This window comes from Massilia sp. 01N417, assembly GCF_056399645.1.
Genome location: NZ_JBFTRS010000013.1, coordinates 40,346 through 64,637 on the forward strand (window position 1 = coordinate 40,346; position 24,292 = coordinate 64,637).

The following is a 24,292-nucleotide window of genomic DNA, read 5'->3' on the forward strand; positions in this document are numbered from 1 at the left end:
GATGATGAGTGTGCATGTTCAGGATACCGGCAGCGTACGGCCTTGCCAATGGCGAAGCAGCGACTTCATCGCTTCGAACCAGAGTGTGCCGAGCAGTGCGCTGCCGGCGGCGATCGACAGCATCCAGAGCGGCGGCAAGGAGAATGAAAAGAGCCGCGCCAGGCCAGGTATGGCCAGCACCAGGGCCAGGAGCAGCACGGCAAACAAGGCCATCCAGTTGAAGTAGGGATTGGCCGCACGGTCCGACTGCCATGCAGGCCCGTCCCAGCTGCGATTTACATAGATGAGGCCGATATTCGACAGCACCAGCGCCGTGAACGTCATCGCACGGGCCATCTCGTCGGATTGCGTTGCATGACTGCTCCACACAAAGACCAGGCACAGCAAGACCAGCAGACCGCCACCCTGCAGCAGGCCCCTCGTCAGGATTGTGGCATCGAACAGCCGGGCATCCGGGCGGCGGGGTTTGCCGCGCATGGTGTCCCGCTCGGCTTCCTCGGCCTCGAACACCAGCGAGCAGCTCGGGTCGATGATCAGCTGCAGGAAGAGGATATGGGCGGGCATCAGCACCAGTGGCCACCCGAGCAGGACCGGCAGGATGGACAGGCCGACGATCGGTACATGGACGGCGACCACGAACACGATGGCCTTGCGCAGATTGGCGAAAATGCGACGGCCATAACGTACCGCCATGACCAGCGAAGAAAAATCGTCTTTCAGCAGCACCAGGCCGGCCGCTTCGCGCGCGACGTCGGTTCCGCGCGCGCCCATCGCCACGCCGATGTGGGCGGCTTTCAGGGCCGGCGCGTCGTTGACGCCGTCGCCTGTCATGGCGACCACTTCGCCGCTGGCCCTGAAGGCCCGCACCAGCCTCAGCTTGTGTTCCGGCTGCACGCGGCAGAAGATGTCGGTATGCGCCAGCCGCGCACCGAGCGTCTCGTCGTCCATCGAGGACAGTTCGGCGCCGGTCATGAGCTTGCCGTTCGCCGGCAGCCCGGACTGGTGGGCGATCGACAGGGCGGTGGCCGGGTGGTCTCCGGTGATCATCACGACGCGGATGCCGGCCGCGTGGCACTCGGCGATGGCGCCCGGCACGTCCGGCCGTACCGGGTCCTCCAGTCCGACCAGGCCGAGGAAGCGGAAATCGAAATCGTGCTGGTCCTCCGGCAGGTCCTGCGCCGAAAAGACCGCGCTTGCCACGCCGATGACGCGCAGGCCGCCGGCCGCCATGCGAGCCACCTGTCCGCCGATCAGCCCGCTTTGCCCCGCATCCAGGTGGCACAAGTCGACGATCGCTTCGGGGGCACCCTTGGCCGCGATCATGCGCATGGTCGAATCGGGCGATTGCCACACGCGGGACATCGCCAGCATCCGGCGCGACAAGGGGTAGTCGTCGACCAGTTTCCAGTCCCGATGCAGATGCTCGGTATCGGCCAGCAGTGCCTGGCCGGCTTCGAGGATGGCCGTTTCCATCGGATCGAAGGCACGCCGGTGGCTTGCCAGGACGGCGTATTCCAGCAGCCTGTGGAAGGTTTCGGGGAAGGGGCCGACTGACGCCCCACCGGCCGTGTATTCCGCGCCCTGACACCACAGTTTGCGGACAATCATGTGATTGGTGGTCAGCGTCCCCGTCTTGTCGACGCAGAGCACGGTCGTGGCGCCGAGCAGCTCGACCGCCGGGACGTTGCGCGCCAACACCTGTTCCCGGGACAGGCGCCAGGCACCGAGTCCGAGAAACAAGGTCAGGACGACCGGCAATTCCTCGGGAATGATGGCCATCGCCAGTGTCAGGCCCGCCAGCAGGGCGTGCAGCCAGTCGCCGCGCAGCATGCCGTAACCGAGCGCAAGGAGGGCCGCCATGCCCATGCCCGCCAGGGCCACGTACTTGACGATATGCCCGGTTTCGGCCTGGATCGGCGTGCTCTCTCCGCCCAGCAAGGCGAGCGACTTGCCGATCTTTCCCAGGGCGCTATGTTCGCCAGTGGCGACAACCTCGCCGCGCGCCGTGCCTTGCGTCACCAGCGTTCCCGAGAATACGCTGCCGGATGCCTCTTCGCCTGGCAGCGCGGCGGCGGCTCCTGGTGCCGGCGCCGCATGCTTGGTCACCGGCGCCGATTCCCCGGTCAACATCGACTCGTCGACCATCAGGTTCGACGATTCGAGCAGGCGCATGTCCGCCGGCACGCGGTCGCCTTCGGCCAGCAAGACAGTGTCGCCACGCACTACTTCACGGCCTGGAATCCGGCGCGCCTGGCCGCTTCGCAAGACCAGCGCACGCGGACTGGAGAGGTCGCGCAAGGCATCCAGCGAACGCTCGGTGCGGCGCTCCTGGAAGAAGGTAATGCCTATCACGACAACGACGAAACCGAGCAGCATCAATGCTTCCTGCAGGTCGCCCAGCGTCATGTAGATGACGCCGCAGGCGACAAGCAACAGGAACATCGGCTCGAGGACGACGTCGCGCAACAGCCGCAGCAGGCTGCGCGGCTTCGATGCCGGGAGTTCGTTCGGACCTTCCGCGCGCAAGCGGCTTGCGGCCTCGTCCTCGGCAAGCCCCGATGCCTGGCCAGGCGGCGCGCCCATCCTACTTGCCGTGTTGGCTGTGAATCGCCTCGATTTCCCTGGCGTGGTCGTTCGCCAGCGCGGAACAGCTCAGTACATATGCGCCAACGGCCAGGGTCAATCCATGCGTTGTAGCCATGTCTGCTCCTCCAGGTAAGTAATTCGACAGTATCACTTTCCGCCGCCGGGCAGCGTACGATCGCGGCGCCGGGCCGCGCCGCGTGGGGCCTTAGCCGCCGTGGGGCAGCCCGAGGTTCTGGTTGGCCGGGACGGCGACGTCGATCAGCCTCGGTTTCGGGAGCTTCAGCTCGCCCATCAGCTTGGCGAACTCTTCCCGGCTGCGGTTTGCGAGGCGGGAATTGTGGCGTTTTTCCCAGCCGATCGTCGATACCGATTGTCCTTTGTAGTCGTGTCCGGGCCACATGCGGGTATCGTCGGGCAAGGCGAACAGCTTGCGCGTCACGCTGTCGTACAGGGCGTCGGCGCTGCCGCTCTGGAAGTCGGTGCGGCCGCAGCCGTCGATCAGCAGCGTGTCTCCGGTAAACACGTTGCCGCGCCAGACGTAGCTCATGCTGCCGGCCGTGTGACCCGGGGTATGCAGGACCTCGATCGTTTCGGCGCTGCCGAACTGCACGGTATCGCCGTCGTTGAGCTGCGTTTCGGCCGGCGCGATGCCGCAACCGCCCGGCACCGCGGCTTTCGCCCCGGTCAGTTGGCGCAGCCGGCCGGCTGAGGTGACGTGGTCGGCATGGGCGTGGGTTTCGAGCACCCAGGCCAGCTTCAGGCCGAGCCGCTCGAGGTGGCGCAGGTCGCGCTCCCAGTGGCGGTCGACGGGGTCGATGATGACCGCGTCCGTGCTTTCAGGGACGGCAAGGATATAGGTGAAGGTCGAGGATTCGGTGTCGAACAGCTGGATCGGATTGAGGTGCATGGTGAGCTCCCGGGACAGCGTTGAGGATTACAGAAATGCCTTGGCGATCATGCCGATCGCGACGGCGGCGGATACGGCGGCAAAGGCGCGTTGCAGGTGGGGGCCGGCCAGCCGCGCCGACAGCGTGCGGCCACCCAGCATGCCAGCCAGCGCTCCGGCTGAAAAGGGCAGGGCGATACCCCAGGCCAGCGAGCCGCTGGCCGCGCTTGTGGCCACGCCGGCCGTCGATATCAGGGCGATCACGGCCAGCGACGTTGCCACCGCAGGCTGCATTGGCAGGTCGGTGTAGCGCTGCAGCGCAGGCACCATCACGAAGCCGCCGCCGACGCCCAGCAGGCCGGACAACAGTCCGGCGATCGATCCTGAGAGGGCGAGCGCACGGGCACACGGGCGAGTCCAGACGAAGCGCCCGTCAGCGGGGCCGCGTACGCAGACCGGTTGCCGCGTCGGAGCATCCGCCATGGCGTGCCTGGCGGAGTATGACTTTCGGAAGGTGTTATATGCGACGTACAGCAGCACCAGCGCGAACAGCACGCCGAGCCAGCGGTTATCGATCCGGCGCGCCAGCCATAGACCGGCTGGGGACAACAGCATGCCGGTCACGGCGATCAGGAGCGCCGCGCGATAACGCACCGCCCCGGCGCGCAACCCGAGGATGGCGCCCAACGCCGCCGCCATGCCGACCGCCATCAGGCCGATCGGACCGGCTTGCGCCACTTCAATCTGGGTGCCGAATACCAGCATCGGCACGGCGAGAATTCCGCCGCCGGCGCCGGTGAGCGCCAGGATCACACCCACCGCGAACCCAAGTATCAGCGAGGTCAGCATGGCAGCCTCCGATCAGGCGGCGTGCGCACTGCCGGTGGCGAGGCGACGCTCCAGGATCTCGAACACCAGCATCCCGCCAAGCATGGCGCCGCTGAACAGCATGGCCTTGGTGCCACCGGTGGCGAGAGATGCCAGCGCCGGGCCCGGGCAGAAGCCGGCCAGGCCCCAGCCGGCACCGAATGCGAGGCTACCCAGGACCAGGCGGCGGTCGATCGCCGTGGCGGTTGGCAGGCGCATCGCCTCGCCAAGCAGCGAGCGCTCGCGCTTGCCGGCCAGGCGGAATGCGACCAGTCCGACCAGAATGGCGCCGCCCATGACGAAAGCCAGCGAAGGATCCCAGTTGCCGGCCAGGTCGAGAAAGCCCTGGACCTTGGCGGGATTCGTCATTCCCGAGACAATCAGGCCGATCCCGAAGACCAGACCGGCGACCAGTGCACTTAAGATGTTCATGGTCTATTCCTCCTCAAGCAATCAGATGCCGCAACACGAACACCGTCACGAAACCGGCGACCATGAATGAAGCCGTCGCAATCAGCGAGCGCACAGACAGGCGCGACAGGCCGCACACGCCGTGACCGCTGGTGCAGCCGGCGCCGTAGCGGGTGCCGATTCCGACCAGCAGGCCCGCCGCGATCAGCGTTCCGTCGCCGGCCTCGATGCGAGCCTGGGGCAGGGGCGCAAACAGAGCGTAGACAAGCGGTGCCCCGATCAGGCCAGCCAGGAAGGCAAGGCGCCAGGCGACGTCCCCTTGCGCTGGGCGCAGCAGTCCGCCGAGGATGCCGCTGATACCGGCGATCCTGCCGTTGAGAAGCACAAAGGCTGAAGCGGCCAGGCCGATTACCAGTCCGCCGGCCAGCGCCCTCCAGGGAGTGAAGTGAATCCAGTCGATGCTCATGATCGTCAGCTCACGGATTGATACAAAATTGTTGATAAAGGACCTGCAACACGGCGGTCGCCTCCTTGCTGGCGAGGCTGTAGTAGATCTGCTTGCCTTCGCGCCGGGTATCGACCAGCTTTTCTTCTCGCAGCACGCCGAGTTGCTGCGAGAGCGTCGGCTGCTGGATGCCAAGCATGGATTCGAGTTCGCTGACGCAGAATTCACCTTGGGTCAGTTGGCACAACAGCAGCAGGCGGTCGGGGTTGCCGAGAGCTTTCAGCAGCGCGCATGCTCGCGCGGCGGCGGCCTGCATTTCCTGTAAATCGAGCTTGTTTTGATCGCGCGCCATGGGCCGCCTCCTTCAAACAACATTCAACCAAAGGATATTATATGCCCTAACAAGATATAAATAAATATATTGTCTGCCGGTCGTGCGCGAGATACGGTGGCTCACGTCCCCCGGCTGGTCGGACCAAGCGGCGAATGGAAAGACCCAAGCCCAGGCAAGCAATGCCGGAGCGATTCATGTGCCGGCATGAGCAACTCATGCTTCCGAATCCGTGTTCTGTCGCACGATCGTGTGCCGTGCCGCGTCCCTGTCCTAGAGTAGCGCTTCCAACGACCACAGAGGGATGCCCGCCAATCATTATGGGAGACAGAATGACACGCACCAGACTGACCACGTTCCTGATCGCCGCTTGCGCCGCCGGCGCCGCCTTGGCCACGCCGCTCGACACACTGGATGCCAGACTCGTCGCCGCTGCGCCGGGAGCCGGCATCGCGCTTTCCGAAATCATGCCCGGTCCGGCCGGCGCTCCGGTGGCCCTGACCGCCGTTGGTGGCGATCCCGCGCTCAAGCCGAACACATCGTTCCGCCTCGCCAGCAATACCAAGACTTACACCGCCGCGACCATCCTGCGCCTGTGGGAAGACGGCAAGATCAAGCTCGACGAGAGCATCCGCACCTACGTCGACCCGGCCTATATCGCTCTGCTCGAGAAGGACGGCTACGACACCGCGCACATCACCGTGCGCCATCTGCTGTCGCATACCTCGGGCATGGCCGACCATGCACAAACCAGGGAATTCCTGCAGCAGATCGAGACCCAGCCATCGGCCGCATGGACGCGCCGGAGCCAGCTCGAGTGGTTGGTAAAATGGACCGACCCGGTGGCCGCGCCCGGCGTGAAATTCTTTTATTCGGACAGTGGGTACTGCCTGCTCGGCAACATCATCGAGCACCTCACCGGGCTGCCGCTGGCCACGGCGGTACGTCGGACGCTGGACTTCGACAAGCTGGGCCTCTCCGCCACCTGGTGGGAAGCCGATGAGCCGCCGGCGCCGCAGGCCGGGCCGCGCGTCCACCTGATCCTGGACGGTCATGACACCTACGACTGGAACCCGACGGCGGACACGTATGGCGGCGGCGGCCTGGTCGCCACGCCGGAGGACATGGCACGTTTCCTGTACGCGCTGTTCGACGGCAAGGTGTTCAAGCGCCCCGGCACGCTGGACGTGATGCTGTCGAAGCAAGGCTTGCCGCCCGACAGTCCCTACCGCCTCGGCATCTTCGAATACGACGTCAACGGCCTGAAGGCCTATGGCCACAGCGGCTTCTGGGGGACAGCTGCGGTCTACGTGCCGAGCCGGCATCGCGCGTTTGCGCTCGCGGTCACGCAGCGTGACGCCTTCAAGCCATCATTCGACACCTTGAAGAGTGCGCTGGGCGACGACTCGTTGTAAGCCGTCCGAAAATCCGCAGGAGACCACACGATGAAATCACGCCATCTCGCGCTGCTCTCGGCGCTGCTGTTGGCCTACGTCCCCGGCTGGTCCAGCGAAGCGGCGCATGCGAAGCTGCAGACCCCAGGCAAGCAACAGCAGGTCGATGCGCTGTTCGCAAAATGGAACAAGCCCGGCGTACCGGGTGCCGCCGTGGAGGTCGTCAAGGACGGCAAGGTCGTCTACCGGCACGCATTCGGCATGGCCGACATCGAACAGGGCCGGCCGATCACTCCCACGACGGATTTCCACGTCGCCTCGCTGTCCAAGCAGTTCACCGCATTCGCGGTCCTGCTGCTGGATCAGGACGGCAAGCTGTCGCTCGACGACGACGTGCGCAAATACCTGCCCGAACTGCCCGACTTTGGTCAGGTCATCAAGATCCGCCACCTGATGAACCACACGAGCGGCTTGCGCGACGAATGGAGCCTGCTGGCGATGGCGGGATGGCGCATGGACGATGTGATCACCGACGGCGATATCATGCGATTGGTGCAGCGCCAGCGCGCCCTGAACTTTGCGCCCGGAAGCGAGTTCTCCTACTGCAACACCAGCTTCACGCTGCTCAGCCAAGTTGTTCAGCGGGCCTCAGGCAAGTCGCTGGCGGCGTTTGCCAAGGAACGCATCTTCGAGCCGCTCGGCATGAGGCACAGTTTCTTCCACGAGCAGTACGGCACGCTCGTGCCGGGGCGCGCGCAGTCCTACCAGCCGGCCGCGGATGGCGGCTACGAAGGCTTCGCCTTGTCGTATTCGACAGTCGGCCCCACCAGCCTCTTCACAACTGCGGACGACCTGGTCCTGTGGGCCAACAACTTCGACACGGCGCGCGTGGGCGGCAAGAAGCTTCTGGCCGAGATGCAGCAGTCGGCCGTGCTCAACAATGGCAAGGAGACCGGCTACGGTGATGGCGTCTGGGTGGGCAAGTACCGCGGTCTCAGGAAAATCGACCACAACGGCGTGGACGCGGGCTTTCGCACCTACCTCGCACGCTTTCCCGACCAGCACCTGGCAATCGTCATCCTCGGCAACAGCGCGGACGTCCTCGCCACGCGACTGGGCCAGCGCATCGCCGACATCTGGCTGGGCCGCCAGCTCGATCCGCTGCCGGCGCCAGTGCCAGACTATGAAGACAGCGCCGAGGTGCCGAAAGATCCGTCCGAACTGGATGCGCTGGCAGGCACCTACGCGCTGGGTCCGGACTCGACGGTCACCTTCGCCAAGGAAAATGGCCGCCTGGTCGGCTGGCTGAACGGTGATGACAAGGCTTTGTTCTATCCGGCGAGCGGGAACGCGTTCTTCATGAAGACGGCCAACGCGAGCTTCAGTTTCGATCCTCCCGGCGCCGACGGCATCGTCGCCGGTGGCACCTGGCATCGCAACGTGCATGCCACGCGCGCCACGCGCATTGCGCGCACAAAGCCGACGGACAGCGAGCTGAAGGCGTATGAGGGCGAGTTCTACAGCGACGAGTTGCACGTGCTGTATACCGTCAAGGCACAGGATGGCCGGGTGACGCTGGACTATTCGCGCGGCCCCGTCACGCTTGACCCGATCGGTCCTGACAGCTTCGCCGGCCCGTGGCCATTCGGGGTGGTCCGCTTCCAGTGCACGCCCGCTACGGGCTGCTCGGGCTTCACCGTCAACGAGGAGCGGGTACGCAAGCTGCAATTCACCAAGGTCGCGGGGTGATCGGCACGGGCGCCGACATGACGGGCGCGACGGGCGTCTTCCTGACGCCAGCAACGTCTGCGGACGACAAAGCGGCCGTCGCAAACTGAACTGCGGTAACCGAAGCAGCATCGACCCGGCGCGCTTGGCCGGATACGCAAGGACGCAACACATCCAAAGGAGACAATAATGCAGTTCCGGCCGCTTTTTATTCTACTTGCGATCCCTGGAATGGCGATGGCCGCCGAAGGGATGTGGACGCTTGATAATCTTCCAGCCAGCCGCATGGCCAGCGAGATCGGTTTCGCACCGGACTCTGGCTGGGTCCAGCATGTCATGCGCAGTACGGCACTGTATGGAGATGACTGCACCGCAGCGTTCGTTTCCAAAGACGGTCTGATGATGACCAATCACCACTGCGTATCACAGTGCATCGACCAGCTCTCGACGGCGAAGCAGAATTATTTGCAGGACGGCTTTCTCGCCCAGCACCGCGAACGGGAACTGCGTTGCCCGGGACTCGAATTGGACCGCCTTGAACAGATCACGGACGTCAGCGACAAAGTGAAGCGGGCGACAACCGGCCTGGAGGGGCAGGCCTTCCAGAAGGCGCAAAACGCGATCAAGGCACAGCTGGTCTCCGCCTGCATTGGAACCGACACGGCGAAGACACGCTGCGATGTCGTCGACCTGTATCACGGCGGCCGCTACCACCTCTACCGTTATCATCGTTTCACCGACACGCGACTCGTATGGGCGCCGGAGAAGGCAATCGCATTTTTCGGCGGTGATCCCGATAACTTCAATTTTCCGCGCTACGACCTGGACATGACACTCGTGAGGGTGTACGAGAACGGCACGCCGGCCGCGATCCAGGACTATTTTAAGTTCGCGCCAGCCGGCATCAAGGAAGGCGACGCGGTATTCGTGGCCGGACATCCGGGCTCGACCCAGCGGCAGCTCACCGTTGCTCAGCTAGAAACGCTGCGCGATGTGATCTTGCCCGACAAATTGCTGAGCGTGGCTGAGTCGCGCGGTGTCCTGGAACAGTACAGCAAGGAAAGCGCCGAAGCGAAGCGCACGACGGAAGAGCACCTGTTTTTCGTGGAGAATAGTTACAAGGTCCTGTCAGGGCAGATCGCCGCCTTGCGTGACCCTGAGCTGATGCGCAACAAGCAGGAAGATGAGGCTGCTTTGCGCCAGTACGTTGCGGCCAAGCCGGAACTACTGGCAAAGGTCGGAGATCCGTGGAGCGCAATCGCCAGCGCGCAAACGACTTACCGTACGATCGCCAAGCCTTATCGGCTGGTCGAACGTGGTGACGGCTTCGACAGCATGTACTTCAGGTTCGCCCGCATGCTTGTGCGCGCCGCGCAGGAACGCGACAAGCCCAGCGCTGCGCGCCTGGCCGAATTCAATGACGCGCGGCTTCCGTCGATGGAGGCGGCCTTGTTCTCCGACTCGCCGGTATACCCTGCGTTCGAGCAGGTGAAGCTGTCGCTCTCGTTGACGAAGCTGCGCGAGACGCTCGGTGTCGACCATCCGCTGGTTAAGCGCGTGCTTGGAAAAATGTCTCCGGACCAGTTGAGCTCAGCCTTGATTGGACACACCCGTCTCGGCGACCCGGCGGTGCGCAAGTCCTTGTGGGCAGGTGGGCGCGACGCGATTGCGCACACGGATGATGCCTTCATCCGGCTGGCGCTCGCGATTGACGACGATGCGCGCGCCTTGCGCACGCGGTACGAGGAGCAGGTGGAATCGGTCGTACAGAAAAACGCGGAACTGATCGCGCTCGCGCGCTTTGACAAACAAGGGACGAGCACGTATCCGGATGCCACCCTCACGCTGCGTCTTTCTTACGGCCAAGTAAAAGGCTGGGATGAACCTGATCATCATGTCGCTGCGTTCACCACGGTTGGCGGCGCTTTTGAACGCGATACCGGTGCCGAACCGTTCGCGTTGCCGGCGTCATGGCACAGAGCAAAGCCGCTCCTGGAAAAAACACGGCCGATGAATTTCGTCACGACGAATGACATTACCGGAGGTAATTCGGGCAGCCCGATGCTCAACCGGAGCGGTGAGATCATTGGATTGGTGTTTGACACCAACATCCACGCGTTGGGCGGCGCGTACTGGTACGATTCACGCGTCAACCGCACTGTGGGAATCGATGCGGGAATGATTCTCGATGCTTTGCAGCACGTCTATCACGCGGATGGTCTGGTCAAGGAAATCGGCGCTCCCTGACCACAGTTGTAGTGATCCCTGAAATTGGGTGGCGCCTGTTGGTACCAGTGCCAAAGCTAGCGCCAACCCACAGGCAGGGCCAGCTCAGGCAAGCAAGCCCTCAACGAGGTCGGCAACTTGCCGGGCTTCCGACACCGTGGCCAGCCCTGTGTCGACTTGCGTCCTGAACGCGCGGGCAAATGCGTCCAATGTGTAAGGGGTGGGGTCGACGGGCGCTATTGGCGGCACTCCGGTCGCTTCCAGTCGATACCAGTCATGCAATCTCGCTTTGCCACGGGTTCCACGCCACTCGAAACAATTGCTGTCCTCCAGAGTGCCGTCGACCGCGGCGTCGATGACCAAAACCCCACAGGCATGCCGCAGTTGCGCCTTCAATGCCGTTTCGGTTTTTCCAGGCTCACGGTCGAGACGGTAAGTGGACAATTCAAGAGGACCGAACAAGCGTAATGCCAAGAACAGGAAATGCGATAACACCTCCCGCGTGAAGCCTCCTTGGTCCGGCATGCCCAGCCAGCCGGCGGCGCCACTTTGCCACGCGCGTGGCCAGCGCGCGAACCGCAAGATGACGTCCGCCCCCGAAAACTCACCCATGGCGCCGCTGCTCACCATTGCCTGCAATTGGCGCACGGCTGGCACACATGCGAATGGGAAATTTACAGCGCAACGGGGCAGGACGAGCCGATCGATTGCCGCCACATCGCCCAGATTCGCAGCGAGCGGCTTTTCACATAGCACAGCCACCCCGGCATCCTGCGCCAGTCGCAGGTGTTCCAAATGCCAAGCCGGCGGTGAGGCCACATACAAAGCACCCAATCCAGGCTGGACGCTTAACTCGGCAGCGCTGGCAAAAACCGGCAACGCCGGGTCCAACGCGCGCACTCGCGCCTGAGCGCCGGCATCTGGATCGTATACACCGACCACTGAAAATGCCGGGTGCGCCCTCAATGCCTGCAGCACGCGCAAACCCATGATGCCCGCGCCAATGACGCCAATCCGGATATCTTCCATTTAGATCCTCCTGGTGATGGAACGGCGCCAGCGACGGCGGCGCCGCAAGAAACGATCAGGCCAGCACAATGCGCAGAGCACACAGCAATAACAGACATCCCGCTGCCACCTGCAGGACGCCGCGCCTCCCGGATCCCAGCTTGCGGCGTGCAAGCCAAGCGTAGGCAGAAAGCACCGGGTATTCGAGCAGTACCGCAATCGCTCCCAGTAGCGTCATCTGTACCATCGGTGGCCAGCCGCCGTCATGCACAAACTGAGGCAGCATTGCGCCAAAAAACAGCAGCGACTTCGGGTTAGCCAACTGCAGCATCAGCGCGTCAGTGAACAGCCGTGTAGCAGAGGCCGGGGGCGCCGGCTCGAGATTTCCTTCACGTCTAGCTTGGCGCCACGAACGAAGCGACTGAACGCCAAGCCAGCCAATGTAGGCGGCCCCCATCCAGCGCAGAACCGTCAGGCTGCCTGGAACTGCCGCAAAAACGGCACCCAGGCCCAGCAAGGCCATCGAGATATAAATGCAGTTACCCAGAAGAATCCCGCCGATGCTGGCCTGTGCTGGCCTCCACCCTGATGTCAACGCTGCGCCCATCACATTCGCAACCGCCGGACCAGGCGTAATACTTAACAGGAAGTTCATGCTCCAGAAAGAAATTGCCAGCGCCATGTCCACGATGTTTTACCTCAAACGAAATTAACTAGACTCAAGTCTACTTAATTAAATTGTACAATGCAAGTCCTTTCCCAATGTCGCAACAAGGAATGCCAATGGCCCGGCCTCCCGGCAAAAACACCAAGATTCGTCAACAGATCCTCGATGCGGCGTCGCGCTTGTTTGAGGAGCACGGGGTAGAGGGGGTCAGCATGGACGACATCGTGCGCGATTCCGGGGTGGTGCGTGCCACGGTGTACAGTCATTTCGGCAGCAAGGGCGCGCTGGTCGCCGCCAGTGCGCGTAGTTATCTGACGGGGCTGATCAATGTTGCGCCCGTGCAGGCGGAACCAGGCCAACTGCACGCTGCCCTCAGCCATTTCGCACAGCAGACCCAAACCTGGCTACAGGCCCATGCTGCGCAGGCGGAGCTATTCTTCAGCCACATCCAGCAGACCGCCGATTCCAGCGAGGCGCGCGACGATGGTCCTTCACTGCGCAAGTCACTCTGTTCGCTATTTACGCGCGCGCGGGAGAGCGGCGACCTGCCGCCGCAGGCCGACGTCGAGTTCCTTGCCGACGGCTATGCTTATCTGTGGTTCATGCTGTGCGCACAATGGTTGGTGCGTCGCGACGATGCACAGTTCGCTTCGCGGCTTGCCCAGCTCACGGCCATGTACGCGCCGAGTGCGCCAGGGATTTACCGCAATGTCTAGCTACAACACTGTCCTTGAAAATCCATGTGTCGGTGGTTCGATTCCACCCTCAGCCACCAAGACATCCAAGCAAAAACGCCAACCCATGCAGGTTGGCGTTTTTGTTTTCAGCATTCTGCAGCCTGGCCTTCACTCTATTTCCGGGGCCGGGACCCCGCTATGACTAGACCGGCCTTCACTGCGTCCGGCGAGGCACCAGGACCCGCGAAGAGGGGGCCCAGGTACGGCACCATGTCCACCACCATGAGACGCGAAACGGCGTCGGGATGGCGCGCTGCGATCATCATCCCAAGGGTGCCGCCCAGCGAATGGCCGACCACGGCGGGTTTCTGCAGCCCGGTTTCGCTGATATAGCGCGAGATTTCCTCGGCCACTGGTGCGACGACCTCACCTTCCTTGTTGGCTCCTGCAGGCTGGCTGCCAAACCCCGACAGCTGCACAATGTGATAGCGGTATCCCGTCACTCCGGCAACGGTCGACGACCAGATTCGTCCTGAGGCATACATCCCGGGGAGACGAACGGCGCCGCCCAAGCGCCTACCGGAGACAATACGAGCAGTGCTGCGCAGAGTGCGCGTGTTGTTGCGTCGATGACGCGACGTCGTTTGGAATCTGATGGGCTCATCCTAGCTCCTGGAATATGTTTTTGTGTTATGGGGAGACCGGTTCTGCCGACATAAGCGCCCTCAGCGTAGATGACATCAGAAAAGAGTTTCAAATATGCAATAAAATCGATCATATGTCGATGCGCTTGAGAAACATATGGTGGCTATAATGAAAGAATTTTCCGCTCAGCGGCGAATTTAGCATTCGCAGGAATCCATGTTGTCACGGGCAGAAGACGTGGTTAACCAATCCTGATGACCTGAAAAAACTCGATCTCTGGAGAACTCATGCAGACTATGACCGATAAGGTCGTCCCGCGTCCGGCGTACCCCGGCCTGCTGCTAGTGGCCACACTACTGTTTTTCTTCTACCACTTGCCCGAAGCCGTAGGGAACCACACCCTGCTGATACTGTTCCCATTCGTTGCATGGTGGGGTTCACACACACTGGGCTTTAGCTGCATGCGCGCGTGGTATCTGGGCGCGCGGCCGGGCTGGCTGCGGCTCCTGGCGCTAGGTCACCCAAACTGACATTGCGCGGCCGACAGTGGCACCGTTCTATTCCTGCGCCGCCCATCTGGTGCTGCTGGCCTGTGCGTTGGCCCTCATGCGGCCACCACAAGAACGCGTCTGAAGCGGCCCGGCCTCTTCCGCATTCGCGCTCAGCAAATTCCTGCAGACGCCTCATGTCATCAACACCTTTAGGCTGTGCACCAACTTCATAAACGCTAGGCGAAACGCATTAGTCCGATGGTGCTTAACTCGTCTTGCAAATTCGCCTTGACTTCAAGTGAACTCTAAGTCTTAGCATGGGAATCGTGACCAGCAATGCCATTTCTATCGGCCAACTTGCTCAACTGAGCGGGCTGTCAACTTACACACTGCGTTTTTACGAAGCGGAAGGAATTCTTAAGCCAATAGGACGAGCGGGCAACGGCCATCGCCGATTCCGTAGTGAAGACGTTCTTTGGCTTGAATTCGTACTGAGGCTCAAAATGACGGGCATGCCGCTTGCCGAAATCAGGCAATACGCGACTTTCCGCGCGCAGGGTGAAAAGACGCTGGAACAGCGGCTCGCGATGCTCAAGCTCCATCGTGAGCGCCTGGCCGCCAAACTGAACGAGCTTTCGACATGTGCCAATGCGCTCGACGACAAGATTCGAATTTATGAGAACACGATCGTCGAGGCATCGGCTTCGACCATCGAGGTTGCCAAATGACCCAACAGCAAGATTCCCAGAATTCAAATCGCTACGCCCGCGGATGGGGGAAGTTACAAGAAATTGATGGGCAAGCGGGCACGCGCGTCATTGAATCGCTGTCCGACATTGCACCAGACTTTGCAAGGTATCTGATCGAGTTCCCGTTCGGTGATATCTATTCGCGCCCGCAACTCGATTTGAAGACCAGGGAATTTGGTGTTATTGCAGCGCTTACCGCACTGGGCAACGCGGCACCGCAGCTGAAAGTGCACATTCACGGAGCGCTTAACGTCGGCTGCACGCGGGAAGAGATAGTAGAGATGATGATGCAGATGGCCGTTTACGCGGGCTTTCCGGCAGCCTTGAACGGTTTGTTTGCGGCCAAAGAGGTCTTTGCCGAACGTGATTCTGCAAATAGCTGATGTGAGGCTGGATTTGCGAGTCCATAGTTATAAATGCCTTAAAAATCAAATACATATGGGAATTTGTTCAGTTGTGGACAAACTGATGATCGGCTATGCTGCGCACCATCTCAACATGACAAGGAAGCCCAGGATGCACCGATTTTCCATCGCGCTCGCTGCCTGCAGCGTCGCCGCAAGCGTTCCCGCTCTCGCCGCCGACCAGGCTTCCACCACCCTACTGAAGCAGGCCCTCGCGGCTCAGGGCGGCGAAACGCTGCTGCGGGAAGTGAGGACGGTTGCCTTCGAATCGGCGGGCTACCGCAACATGCTGGAGCAGTCGGAGCGTCCGGAAGGCCCCTATCTGGTCGAATTTCACGACGTCTCCGAACTGCACGACCATGCGCGCCACGCGCTGCGCCGCCAACTGCAGGTGCGGGTCCCGCCTGCAGGCAGCTATACACTGACGACGCTGGTGGCGAACGGGATGGCGATGCAAGCCTGGGGCGAACGCCAGATGCCGGGCAGCAGCCAGGACACGCAGCTTGCCGCCGAGGCGCTCGCCCTTAGCCCGGAACGCGCGCTGCTCACCGCCCTTGACGCGCAGGACACGCACCGGGAGCCCGACACTGTGCTGCACGGCGTGCCGCATCAGGTTGTGGCCTTTACGCTCGACGGTGCCCGTGCGCGTCTCTACCTCAGCCACTATACGCACCTGCCGTCGGCGCTCGACTACGCTGGCCCGTCCGCACGCACCGGCTACGCGGGCCTTGGCTACGCGGCTTACCTCGGCGACGTCGTGCAGCGTACGACGTGGGGCTTCTGGCGACTCGACAAGAGTGGACTGCGCTACCCGATGCAGTGGGATATCCAGCTCAACGGCATGCCTGACCGCACATTGATGCTGCGTTCGCTCAAAGTGGATCTTCCCTACGACCCTGCCCTGGTGACGATCCCCGATGCAGTGGCGACGCGCTTCGACCCGAAACGTCCTGCGCGCGATCCAGCCACTGTGCCGCTGGGCGCAAAGAAGACGGAGATCGTGCCTGGCGTGCTGCTGATCGAAGCGACCTGGAACGTCACCATTGTCGATCAGGGCGACGGTCTGGTCGTGATCGAGGCACCGTTCTCGTCTGCCTATTCGGCCAAGGTGCTGGCCGAGCTCGATGCGCGCTATCCCGGTAAACAGGTCAAGGCCGTGGTGACGACCTCAGACTCCTGGCCGCACCTTGCCGGCATTCGCGAGTACGTCGCGCGCGGCATTCCAGTTTATGCCCTCGACCTGTCCGAGCCGATCGTAAGGCGCACGCTGGGCACTTCCTACAGCCAGCGTCCAGACAGGCTGCAGCAGACCCCACTGAAGGCAGACCTGCGCCTCGTAGCCGGCAGGACGGTGCTCGGCTCGGGCCCCAATCGCATCGAGCTGTACCCGATCCGCGGCGCTGCTGCCGAGCGCCAGATGATGGCTTGGCTCCCCGGCCACCGGCTGCTGTACGGCAGCGACCCCTTCCAGAAAGATGCGGATGGCTACAACAATCCGCAGGCGGTCAGCGAACTACTGCAGGCGGCCGAGCGCGAACGCCTGGACGTGGACCGCTTCTTCATGATGCACATGCCCGCGGCGCCGTTCAGCGCACTGCGCAAGGTGAAGGGCAGCGAGGGCTGAACGCATGAAAACACATCGCCAGCTCGTCTGCTGTCTGCTGCAGTCGCTCGCGGCAGTTTCCGCCCACGGCCAGGACATCCGCAAGATGAACCCGCCGGACGTCGCCAGGCCGGTTGCGCCCTACAGTCACGTGGCGGAGGTACCCGCGGGAACGCGGATGCTGTTCCTCGCGGGTCAGGTCGGCTATCGTCCCGACGGCACCCTGGCCGCCGGAGTGGAAGAACAAGCAGTGCAGGCGCTGGAGAACATCCGTCTGATCCTGGCGGCGGAAGGCGCCGGGCCGGAACACATCGTCAAGCTGATCTTCTACGCGGCTGCCAAACCGGGCGACATGGCGGCGATCGGCGCCAAGCGCGCAGAAATGTTCGGCAAGACCGCGCCACCGCCGAGCACCTGGATCTATGTATCGGGACTGGCCCGTCCCGAATATCTGATCGAGATCGAGGCGGTCGCGGCCGTGCCGGCGCCGGGACGATCCCGGAGAACCCATGCAAACCATGAACGATGACGCCGTCCCGCAGCCGTCCTCGTCTCGCTTGCTGGTGGCGGCCGTGCTGTTCTTCTTCTACCGGATGCCCGCGGCGCCGTTCAGCGAACTCCGCGAGGCAAAGGGCAACGAGGGTTGAATCGAGGGACAGCCGGCCGGTTATGCTAGCGCACTGACGAGAAAAGGCAGGAAGCGGTCCATCCGGTAATCGACGTCAAGATGCTCATCGTCGAACTCTTCGTGCACATGGTCGATTCCAAGGCGCGTCAGCTCCCTTGACAATTGCCGTGCCCCGAAATTCAGGAAATACTGATCGCGTGCGCCGCAATCGATCCACAAGGCCTTCAGTCTCCTCAAGGCTTGCGCGTGCGTCTGCAGAGTGCTTAATGGGTCATGGCGCAGCCAGTTTTCCCAACGTTCCGGATCGAACTGGCCAGTTCTGAGGTCGCATGGCAGGCGGATATTGGCGTAGGCCGCAGGATCCGGGTCGTAGGTCGCGGCAAGCGCCAAGTGCATCCGACACGATCGCTCCTGTGGTGTCACCTTGTCTGCACTGCGAAAATGGGCGAGGAATCGCTCGGCGGAGTAATCAAAGCGTTCGAGTTCACGCAGCGCAGCGTAGATGCCGGACTTATAAACGATGTCGAAGCCCATGTCTCCTGAATTGCAGGATGCGGCCGACCAGAAATCGGGATAATGCATGGCATGCCAAAGTGCACCGAATCCGCCCGACGACTTGCCGAATACGCCGCGTCTGCCCCGGCCGCCGCAACCGAATCTCGCTTCAACAAATGGTACGACTTCCTCAATCAAATAGTCGGCATACCGGCCCGTCCCCTTGCTATTAATGTACTGATTGCCGCCCAATGACGTCATGCAGTCGGCAAACACCACGACACTCGGCACCATGAAACCTTGAGCAATGAGCCTATCGAGGCGTTCGGGAACGTTTTCTCCAATGCTCTTCCGTGCAACGTGGTCCAGTCCGGAAGAGTTAAAGCCAGGGAGGTCGACGAGTAATGGTGCGTGCCCGCCTGAATAGCCCGCAGGCGTGTATACGCACAATTCCCGGGTGCAGGGGTCGCCCAAAGGATTATCCTTGAGGACATCACTTTCGATGGTGAAGGAATGAACGGCACCTTGCGGAAAATTTTCGGAACGATGCATGCTAAACAGCTTCGGCTTATAGGGTGTGAATTTGGGAGGGTTACGAAGTGCCCAAAAGAGCAGAAAATTGCGGCGCGGCCATCGATGGGACAAATTCCGTTATTTCAAAATGCGCGATCTCATGTTTCCAGAAGGGGTCTTCACCCAGGATACGCTCGAGATCGGCGCGGGTAAGACAGTCTGCCAGGATCACACCGCCTGTTCGTGGCTCCTTTCGACCTGACAATAGAAACACGCCAGATGCGTAATGCCGGGCTAAAAAGTCGCGATGCTTCTCGATGAAGCGGTCGACATCCGCCAAGGGTTTGCGATAGGTGAGCGAAACAATAAACATGGTGTTTTTATTTAATAGGCTTTCAACTGCGTTCCGTTATATGCCGGCCATGAAATACCGTCGCTTACACGGCGGATAACAGAGCAATCGCACTCGTCCACAGGATCGCGCCCGTAGACAGCAGAGCCAGCACAACACTTTGGTCTTCACCTCTGAACAGCATGTACAGCAGGGCCACCAATACCAAGCCTGTCCCGGTCAAATAATAGCCGCGGTAGCGCAAGATCTTTGCCAGCGGTAGGAAATGCGCGCCAACAATGAAGATTGCGCAAGGCATGATCAAGTCGACGTGATGCGTCAAGTTCAGCAGCAGCACCATGAAACTGATGGCTGCCCACTGCAGAATGTTCACGATAATCAGTCCTTTGCGGGTCGCACTGCTGTTCGCACCTGTATATGCGGCGCGGCGGGCGCGAAACGTCATGACTGCCCATGTAGCAATCAATATGCTGACGACCGCAATGATGGACAGAGCAGGCAAGTTAGCGCCGGCATATCGATAGGTGCCGATAAATAACCAGACTGCACCAAACAGGGACAGGAAAACGCCGCCCAGTGCCATGCTGGGGTGACGTGAATTAGTTTTACTCATGAATCTCCTCCATTAAACACGAAAAAAGGCCCACCAGAGCTCGCGCTCCAACTGCTAAAACAACATTGAAATTAGGATACTATTTGCATCCCATTTCGTCTAGCGCGACCGATTATCGGACTCTGCAGGGGATAGCTTTGAGAGTCGTGAAATTTATTAACGGCTTTACGCCGCATATGGGAGTTTTTTAAAATCCTGGTAACGCGCCAAGGAATTGCTGGCTACGTGGCGACACTGCCCAGGGATGTAACGGTTCCTGGAGTGCCGCCAAATTTCAAAACGAATTCATCGGTGCTCCAGTATGGATTCGCTTTAATAAATCGGCTTTGAAATAGCCTGCAAGGCCGCTGATGCAGGTTGCGAGCCCCGTTTGCGTCCGTTCCATTTCGGCGCTAGGGCCTCAGCAGCACCGAGCCCATTGTCTGGCCCGACTCGATAAGACGGTGGGCCTCGGCCGCCTGTGATAGCGGCAGCTCATGTCCGATTTTCACCTGCAGCCCTTGCTCGAGCCGCTGCAGCGTTTCTTGCGCGCCCTCCCGGTAGCGGCCGATATCGCTCATGAAACGGAATACGCCCGGTCGGGAGAATGCGATCGACCGATAGGGGCCGATATCGTTCGGATCGATTCGACCGATGTCGCCGGCGACCTGACCGATGCTCGCCACCATGCCGTACGGTCTCACCGCATCCAAGGTCTTTATGAGGGTTTCGCCGCCGATGCCGTCGATCGCGAAATCCACGCCATCGCCACCGCCAAACACGCGTGCAGCAGCCACGAAGTCCTGCTGCCGGTACAGCAAGGCCTCGTCCAGGCCATGCGCGCACGCCAGTTCCGCCTTGTCGTTGCTCCCCACCGTTCCGACAACGCGGGCGCCCATTGCCTTCGCCCACTGCACCAGCACCAGACCAAGTCCGCCGGCCGCCGCATGTACCAGAATCGTGTCGCCAGCGCGCAGCGGTCGCACGTACGTAAATAGCATGTGCGCCGTGATCCCGCGCAGCAGGGCACCTGCTGCCGTGTCGAAGGAGACCGCATCGGGGAGGCACACCGCGCGCTCGGCTGGCAGGTTACGCACGACCGCGTAACTGCCCACCGGCGCGCCCGCATACGCAATACGCTGCCCTTCCTTCAGTCCGGTCACCCCGGGCCCGACGGCCTCGACGAAACCCGCACCCTCGGCCCCCAGTGTCGACGGGAGTGCGGGCAGACGATACAGCCCGGTGCGATGGTAGACGTCCACGAAGTTAACGCCGATTGCCACCTGGCGGATGCGGATCTCGCCGGGCCCGGGTGGCGGCAACGCGATCATCTCGGGCTTTAGCTGCGTGCGGTCGCCGTAGGCGTGGATGCGGATGTGCTGCACAAGTTCGTTCATGCTGTGCTCCTGTTGACTAATCATTGCCCGCTATCGTACGTCGTGCAAAAATGATCTGAAATAGGAAAAATTGAACAGTTACCGTGCAAAATTCATCCGTAAAAGCCCAGCTCAGCTGGGACGACGTGCGCTACTTCCTGGAGCTCGCACGCCAGGGGAAATTGACCACGACCGCTCGCGTGCTGGGTGTGGAGCATTCGACGGTGGCGCGGCGGGTGACTGCACTGGAGACCACACTCGGCTTGCGTCTGTTCGATCGCCTGCCCAAGAGCTGGGTCCTGACCGCCGAGGGCGAGGGCCTGCTCGATCACGCGCGCCGCATCGAAGAAGAAGCGATGGCATTTAGTCGTGTGGGTGACGGCTACGGCGCCTTTCGCGGCACGGTGCGCGTGTCCGCCCCACCGGTTTTCGCCAGCGCTTTCCTGGCTTGGCAGCCAGGCCGCTTGGACAGATGGGATATGCTCTGTACGGTGCGCCTGCGTGGAAGGACAAGCCGGTGGCCCACTGGGAATTTGTCGGCTACGATGAACTGCTGCGCGAGACGCCACAGCAGCAGTGGATCGAGCAGCTGGCCGGCAAGCGGCCATTCAACCTGCGCACCAACGACCTGGCGACGATGTTGCAGGCCTGCCGCAGCGGGCTCGGGCTGGCAGCGCTGCCGCACTTCCTGGCGCGCGGCGACAGCGCGGTGGTGCAATTCGATGAATACCCGTGCCCGATCCGCCGGCCCATCTGGCTGGCGATTCATCCAGATGTTCGACGCTCGGCGCGCGTGAAGGCGGTTGCAGAGCTTGTTACGCAACTCATCGAAGAGGACGCAGACATACTGGCCGAGCGCTGGCCTTGTTGCGCCTCATGCGCAAGAAGAGTCGCCGATGAGCATGCTGACGCCGCGACGGCTTCCTGCTTTGTTTCGCCCGAATAGCTGCCCGGTGACCCCGGCGCTCAGCCTTCGCTGCGCTTCACCTTGCGCAGTTCGCTGAATGGCGTCGCGGTGGGCACCTGCACCAGTTCGCCCACCGCCTGCGGATTGTTGTAGTCGCCCGCTTTCATCTGAAGCGGATCGCTTCCGTAAAGCAGTTGTTGCTTCAGGCGTTTCTCTTGCTGGTCTGCTCGCTCATCTACTGGTGGTACGTCGATCGGTAATTGTTAGAGATACTTAAGCCCTAACGGTTTTATGCTATTAAAGGAGCGTTTCGCTCCCTCCAGCCATCGTTTCGCCGCAGACCGGTTGTGCGGGGCCCGCCAACTCGGCACAATGCTCCGCATCATCCATTTCGAATCCACAACCATGCAGCCTGCCATCCAGCCGGCCCCGATCGCGGACCCCGCCCACGGCTTCCCGTTCGGGCGGCTCGTCAAGGACATGCGATATGCCACCGTCCTGTGCCTGATGCTCGGCGTGTTCATCACGATCATCGAAGGCGATGGGCTGGAGTCCCTGTTCGAGTCCCTGTTCGTGCACCTGGTCCTTGCGCTGTGCATCGGGCTGCTCGCCTACCTCGTCGTGGATGCCGTACGTCTGGCCTTGTTGCGCGAGCCGGACTGGGGCGCGAAACAATGGCTCATTCTCCTGGCCGTCGTCGTGGTAGCCACGCCAATTTCCACCTATGCCGGTGTGGCGCTGGCGTACCACATCCTCGGTTCGACGATGCCCGGCGCTGACGTTATCATGCGCGACGTGCTGATCACGGGATACACCACCATTTGCGGCATTTACCTATTCTCGCGCCAGGAACGCACCGCGCGCATCGAAGCCGCCGCCGCGCGCGAACGGGTGCGCGCCGAGGCCGTCGCTCGCCAGGCCATGCAGGCCCAGCTACAACTATTGCAGGCCCAGATCGAGCCCCACATGCTGTTCAACACCCTGGCCAACCTGGAGAGCCTGATCACGCTGGACGCCGAGCGCGCCTGCCACATGCTCGACCAGTTGATCCGCTACCTGCGCGCCACCTTGATTTCGTCGCGCGCCGAGGCGACCACGCTGGCACAGGAATTCGACCTGCTGGACGCCTACCTCGGCCTGATGGCGGTGCGCATGGGAAGGCGGCTGCGCTTTTCGCTGCACCTGCCCGACGCGCTGGCCGGCGCCTGCGTGCCGCCGATGCTGCTGCAGCCGCTGGTGGAGAACGCGATCGCCCACGGGCTCGAACCGAAGATCGGCGGCGGCGAGCTCGTCGTGAGCGCGGACCGGCACGGCGACGCGCTGGAAATCACGGTCCGCGATTCCGGGCTCGGCCTGCACCGCCCTGCTGCCAGGGCCGGCTCCGGTGTCGGCCTTGCCAATACGCGCGAACGGCTGCGCGGCCTGTACGGCGAGCGCGCCACGCTCGCGCTCGAACCCGCGGTCCCGCACGGCGCCGTCGCCCGCATCACCTTGCCACTGACACTTGCATGAACCCACGCGCACTCATCGCCGAAGACGAAGAACTCCTCGCCGCCAAGCTTGTCCATTGCCTGCGGCGACTGTGGCCGGAACTGGAGATCGCCGCGATCAGCCCGGACGGGGTGGACGCGGTCGAGCAGGCGCTGGCGCTGCGGCCCGACATCCTGTTCCTCGACATCAAGATGCCCGGCCAGAGCGGGCTGGAAGCGGCCGAGGAACTGGCCGAACGCTGGGATGGCGCCCGACCGTTCCCGCAGGTGGTGTTCGTGACGGCCTACGACGACTACGCGGTGAACGCGTTCGAGCAGGCGGCGGCGGACTATGTGCTCAAGCCCGTCAACGAAGCGCGGCTGGGCAAGACCATCGAACGCCTGCGCCAGCGCCTTGCCCTGTCCAGCCCGGCGGACGGCCTGGCGCAGCTGGCGCAGCAAATGCACGCGCTGCCGCCCCCCGCGCCGGCGTCCGTGTCGAAGCCGCTGACCAAGATCCGCGCCGCGTGCGGCAACCTGGTGCGCATGATCCCGGTCGAGCAGGTCGCCTACTTCCAGGCCGTGGACAGGTACGTCAACGTGGTGACGGAGGAGGGCTCGTCGTTGATCCGCCAAAGCCTGAAGGACCTGCTGCCCCAGCTCAACCCGGATCAGTTCTGCCAGATCCACCGGAGCACGATCGTGAACATGGATTGCGTCGCGAGCGCGATCCGTGACGAGTTCGGCAGGTTGATGCTGACTCTGCACACCCGCCCTGAACAGTTGCGCGTCAGTATGATGTACGCGCACCTGTTCAGGGCGATGTGACCGCTGCGCCGGGG

General features: G+C 62.2%; 24 protein-coding genes and 2 pseudogenes. 13 read left to right on the plus strand and 13 right to left on the minus strand.

The window, feature by feature from the left end; translation table 11 throughout:
- Nucleotides 1-18: 18 nt before the first annotated feature.
- From AC1DOQ_RS15030 to AC1DOQ_RS15055, 6 genes are all read right to left on the minus strand, one after another.
- Nucleotides 19-2,583, minus strand: coding sequence for a cation-translocating P-type ATPase (locus tag AC1DOQ_RS15030; RefSeq protein ID WP_477365516.1), 2,565 nt, complete (start codon nt 2,581-2,583; stop codon nt 19-21).
- Between the two features lie 208 nt (nt 2,584-2,791).
- The gene (locus tag AC1DOQ_RS15035) at nt 2,792-3,493 is read right to left on the minus strand and encodes an MBL fold metallo-hydrolase (RefSeq protein ID WP_477365519.1); all 702 of its coding nucleotides are present in this window, start codon (nt 3,491-3,493) and stop codon (nt 2,792-2,794) included.
- A gap of 27 nt (nt 3,494-3,520) precedes the next feature.
- Entirely contained in the window at nt 3,521-4,321 is an 801-nt protein-coding gene (locus tag AC1DOQ_RS15040; protein WP_477365522.1) for a sulfite exporter TauE/SafE family protein, read from the minus strand.
- A 12-nt stretch (nt 4,322-4,333) separates the two neighbouring features.
- Nucleotides 4,334-4,771 (minus strand): YeeE/YedE family protein, encoded by a 438-nt coding sequence (locus AC1DOQ_RS15045; protein WP_477365524.1) that lies wholly within the window; start codon nt 4,769-4,771, stop codon nt 4,334-4,336.
- A gap of 13 nt (nt 4,772-4,784) precedes the next feature.
- Nucleotides 4,785-5,216 carry a YeeE/YedE family protein gene (locus AC1DOQ_RS15050; protein WP_477365527.1) on the minus strand — a complete coding sequence of 144 codons (432 nt, stop codon included), beginning with the start codon at nt 5,214-5,216 and terminating at the stop codon, nt 4,785-4,787.
- A gap of 10 nt (nt 5,217-5,226) precedes the next feature.
- Complete coding sequence (locus AC1DOQ_RS15055; protein ID WP_442121593.1) at nt 5,227-5,547, minus strand: ArsR/SmtB family transcription factor; 321 nt, start codon at nt 5,545-5,547, stop codon at nt 5,227-5,229.
- 311 nt (nt 5,548-5,858) lie between these two features.
- On the opposite strand from AC1DOQ_RS15055, the gene AC1DOQ_RS15060 reads away from it, so the two are divergent.
- The 3 genes from AC1DOQ_RS15060 (at nt 5,859) to AC1DOQ_RS15070 (ending at nt 10,895) form a co-directional block, all read left to right on the plus strand.
- Entirely contained in the window at nt 5,859-6,941 is a 1,083-nt protein-coding gene (locus AC1DOQ_RS15060; RefSeq protein ID WP_477365531.1) for a serine hydrolase domain-containing protein, read from the plus strand.
- A gap of 30 nt (nt 6,942-6,971) precedes the next feature.
- Nucleotides 6,972-8,669 (plus strand): serine hydrolase, encoded by a 1,698-nt coding sequence (locus AC1DOQ_RS15065; RefSeq protein ID WP_477365534.1) that lies wholly within the window; start codon nt 6,972-6,974, stop codon nt 8,667-8,669.
- A gap of 168 nt (nt 8,670-8,837) precedes the next feature.
- Nucleotides 8,838-10,895, plus strand: coding sequence for a S46 family peptidase (locus AC1DOQ_RS15070; protein WP_477365537.1), 2,058 nt, complete (start codon nt 8,838-8,840; stop codon nt 10,893-10,895).
- A 693-nt stretch (nt 10,896-11,588) separates the two neighbouring features.
- Here AC1DOQ_RS15070 and AC1DOQ_RS15075 read toward each other — a convergent pair.
- Together AC1DOQ_RS15075 and AC1DOQ_RS15080 are read right to left on the minus strand one after the other, a co-directional pair.
- A pseudogene (locus AC1DOQ_RS15075) lies at nt 11,589-11,903 on the minus strand (Gfo/Idh/MocA family protein); the annotation flags it as partial.
- Between the two features lie 55 nt (nt 11,904-11,958).
- Nucleotides 11,959-12,564 carry a LysE family translocator gene (locus AC1DOQ_RS15080; protein WP_477365832.1) on the minus strand — a complete coding sequence of 202 codons (606 nt, stop codon included), beginning with the start codon at nt 12,562-12,564 and terminating at the stop codon, nt 11,959-11,961.
- Nucleotides 12,565-12,665: 101 nt separating this feature from the next.
- On the opposite strand from AC1DOQ_RS15080, the gene AC1DOQ_RS15085 reads away from it, so the two are divergent.
- Nucleotides 12,666-13,265: a TetR/AcrR family transcriptional regulator gene (locus AC1DOQ_RS15085; RefSeq protein ID WP_477365540.1), complete on the plus strand. Its 600-nt coding sequence runs from the start codon at nt 12,666-12,668 to the stop codon at nt 13,263-13,265.
- 134 nt (nt 13,266-13,399) lie between these two features.
- On the opposite strand, the gene AC1DOQ_RS15090 is transcribed toward AC1DOQ_RS15085, so the two are convergent.
- Nucleotides 13,400-13,798, minus strand: coding sequence for an alpha/beta fold hydrolase (locus tag AC1DOQ_RS15090; RefSeq protein WP_477365543.1), 399 nt, complete (start codon nt 13,796-13,798; stop codon nt 13,400-13,402).
- An 881-nt stretch (nt 13,799-14,679) separates the two neighbouring features.
- Here AC1DOQ_RS15090 and AC1DOQ_RS15095 point away from each other — a divergent pair.
- The 5 genes from AC1DOQ_RS15095 (at nt 14,680) to AC1DOQ_RS15115 (ending at nt 17,765) form a co-directional block, all read left to right on the plus strand.
- On the plus strand, nt 14,680-15,090 hold the full coding sequence (locus AC1DOQ_RS15095; protein WP_477365546.1) for a MerR family transcriptional regulator: 411 nt from the start codon (nt 14,680-14,682) through the stop codon (nt 15,088-15,090).
- A complete protein-coding gene (locus tag AC1DOQ_RS15100; RefSeq protein ID WP_477365549.1) occupies nt 15,087-15,494 on the plus strand; it encodes a carboxymuconolactone decarboxylase family protein in 408 nt (135 codons plus the stop codon). The genes AC1DOQ_RS15095 and AC1DOQ_RS15100 overlap by 4 nt, the downstream gene beginning before the upstream one ends.
- Nucleotides 15,495-15,579: 85 nt before the next feature.
- Nucleotides 15,580-17,139 (plus strand): MBL fold metallo-hydrolase, encoded by a 1,560-nt coding sequence (locus AC1DOQ_RS15105; RefSeq protein ID WP_477365552.1) that lies wholly within the window; start codon nt 15,580-15,582, stop codon nt 17,137-17,139.
- 4 nt (nt 17,140-17,143) lie between these two features.
- Nucleotides 17,144-17,647, plus strand: coding sequence for a RidA family protein (locus AC1DOQ_RS15110; protein WP_477365555.1), 504 nt, complete (start codon nt 17,144-17,146; stop codon nt 17,645-17,647).
- Nucleotides 17,628-17,765 (plus strand): hypothetical protein, encoded by a 138-nt coding sequence (locus AC1DOQ_RS15115; protein ID WP_477365558.1) that lies wholly within the window; start codon nt 17,628-17,630, stop codon nt 17,763-17,765. Before AC1DOQ_RS15110 ends, AC1DOQ_RS15115 begins: the two co-directional genes overlap by 20 nt.
- A gap of 20 nt (nt 17,766-17,785) precedes the next feature.
- Here AC1DOQ_RS15115 and AC1DOQ_RS15120 read toward each other — a convergent pair whose 3' ends face one another.
- From AC1DOQ_RS15120 to AC1DOQ_RS15135, 4 genes are all read right to left on the minus strand, one after another.
- Nucleotides 17,786-18,793: an alpha/beta hydrolase-fold protein gene (locus tag AC1DOQ_RS15120; RefSeq protein ID WP_477365561.1), complete on the minus strand. Its 1,008-nt coding sequence runs from the start codon at nt 18,791-18,793 to the stop codon at nt 17,786-17,788.
- A 40-nt stretch (nt 18,794-18,833) separates the two neighbouring features.
- Nucleotides 18,834-19,127 (minus strand): YciI family protein, encoded by a 294-nt coding sequence (locus tag AC1DOQ_RS15125; RefSeq protein WP_477365564.1) that lies wholly within the window; start codon nt 19,125-19,127, stop codon nt 18,834-18,836.
- Between the two features lie 64 nt (nt 19,128-19,191).
- Nucleotides 19,192-19,719 carry a hypothetical protein gene (locus AC1DOQ_RS15130; RefSeq protein ID WP_477365567.1) on the minus strand — a complete coding sequence of 176 codons (528 nt, stop codon included), beginning with the start codon at nt 19,717-19,719 and terminating at the stop codon, nt 19,192-19,194.
- Between the two features lie 392 nt (nt 19,720-20,111).
- On the minus strand, nt 20,112-21,095 hold the full coding sequence (locus AC1DOQ_RS15135) for a quinone oxidoreductase family protein (protein WP_477365570.1): 984 nt from the start codon (nt 21,093-21,095) through the stop codon (nt 20,112-20,114).
- A gap of 125 nt (nt 21,096-21,220) precedes the next feature.
- Between AC1DOQ_RS15135 and AC1DOQ_RS15140 the strand changes: the two are divergent.
- The 4 genes and pseudogenes from AC1DOQ_RS15140 to AC1DOQ_RS15155 all read left to right on the plus strand — a co-directional run.
- Nucleotides 21,221-21,331 (plus strand): annotated as a pseudogene (locus AC1DOQ_RS15140) (helix-turn-helix domain-containing protein); the annotation flags it as partial.
- A 215-nt stretch (nt 21,332-21,546) separates the two neighbouring features.
- On the plus strand, nt 21,547-22,020 hold the full coding sequence (locus tag AC1DOQ_RS15145) for a LysR substrate-binding domain-containing protein (RefSeq protein ID WP_477365573.1): 474 nt from the start codon (nt 21,547-21,549) through the stop codon (nt 22,018-22,020).
- Nucleotides 22,021-22,353: 333 nt separating this feature from the next.
- On the plus strand, nt 22,354-23,493 hold the full coding sequence (locus tag AC1DOQ_RS15150; RefSeq protein ID WP_477365576.1) for a sensor histidine kinase: 1,140 nt from the start codon (nt 22,354-22,356) through the stop codon (nt 23,491-23,493).
- On the plus strand, nt 23,490-24,278 hold the full coding sequence (locus tag AC1DOQ_RS15155) for a LytR/AlgR family response regulator transcription factor (protein ID WP_477365579.1): 789 nt from the start codon (nt 23,490-23,492) through the stop codon (nt 24,276-24,278). The genes AC1DOQ_RS15150 and AC1DOQ_RS15155 overlap by 4 nt, the downstream gene beginning before the upstream one ends.
- The last annotated feature ends 14 nt before the right edge of the window (nt 24,279-24,292 follow it).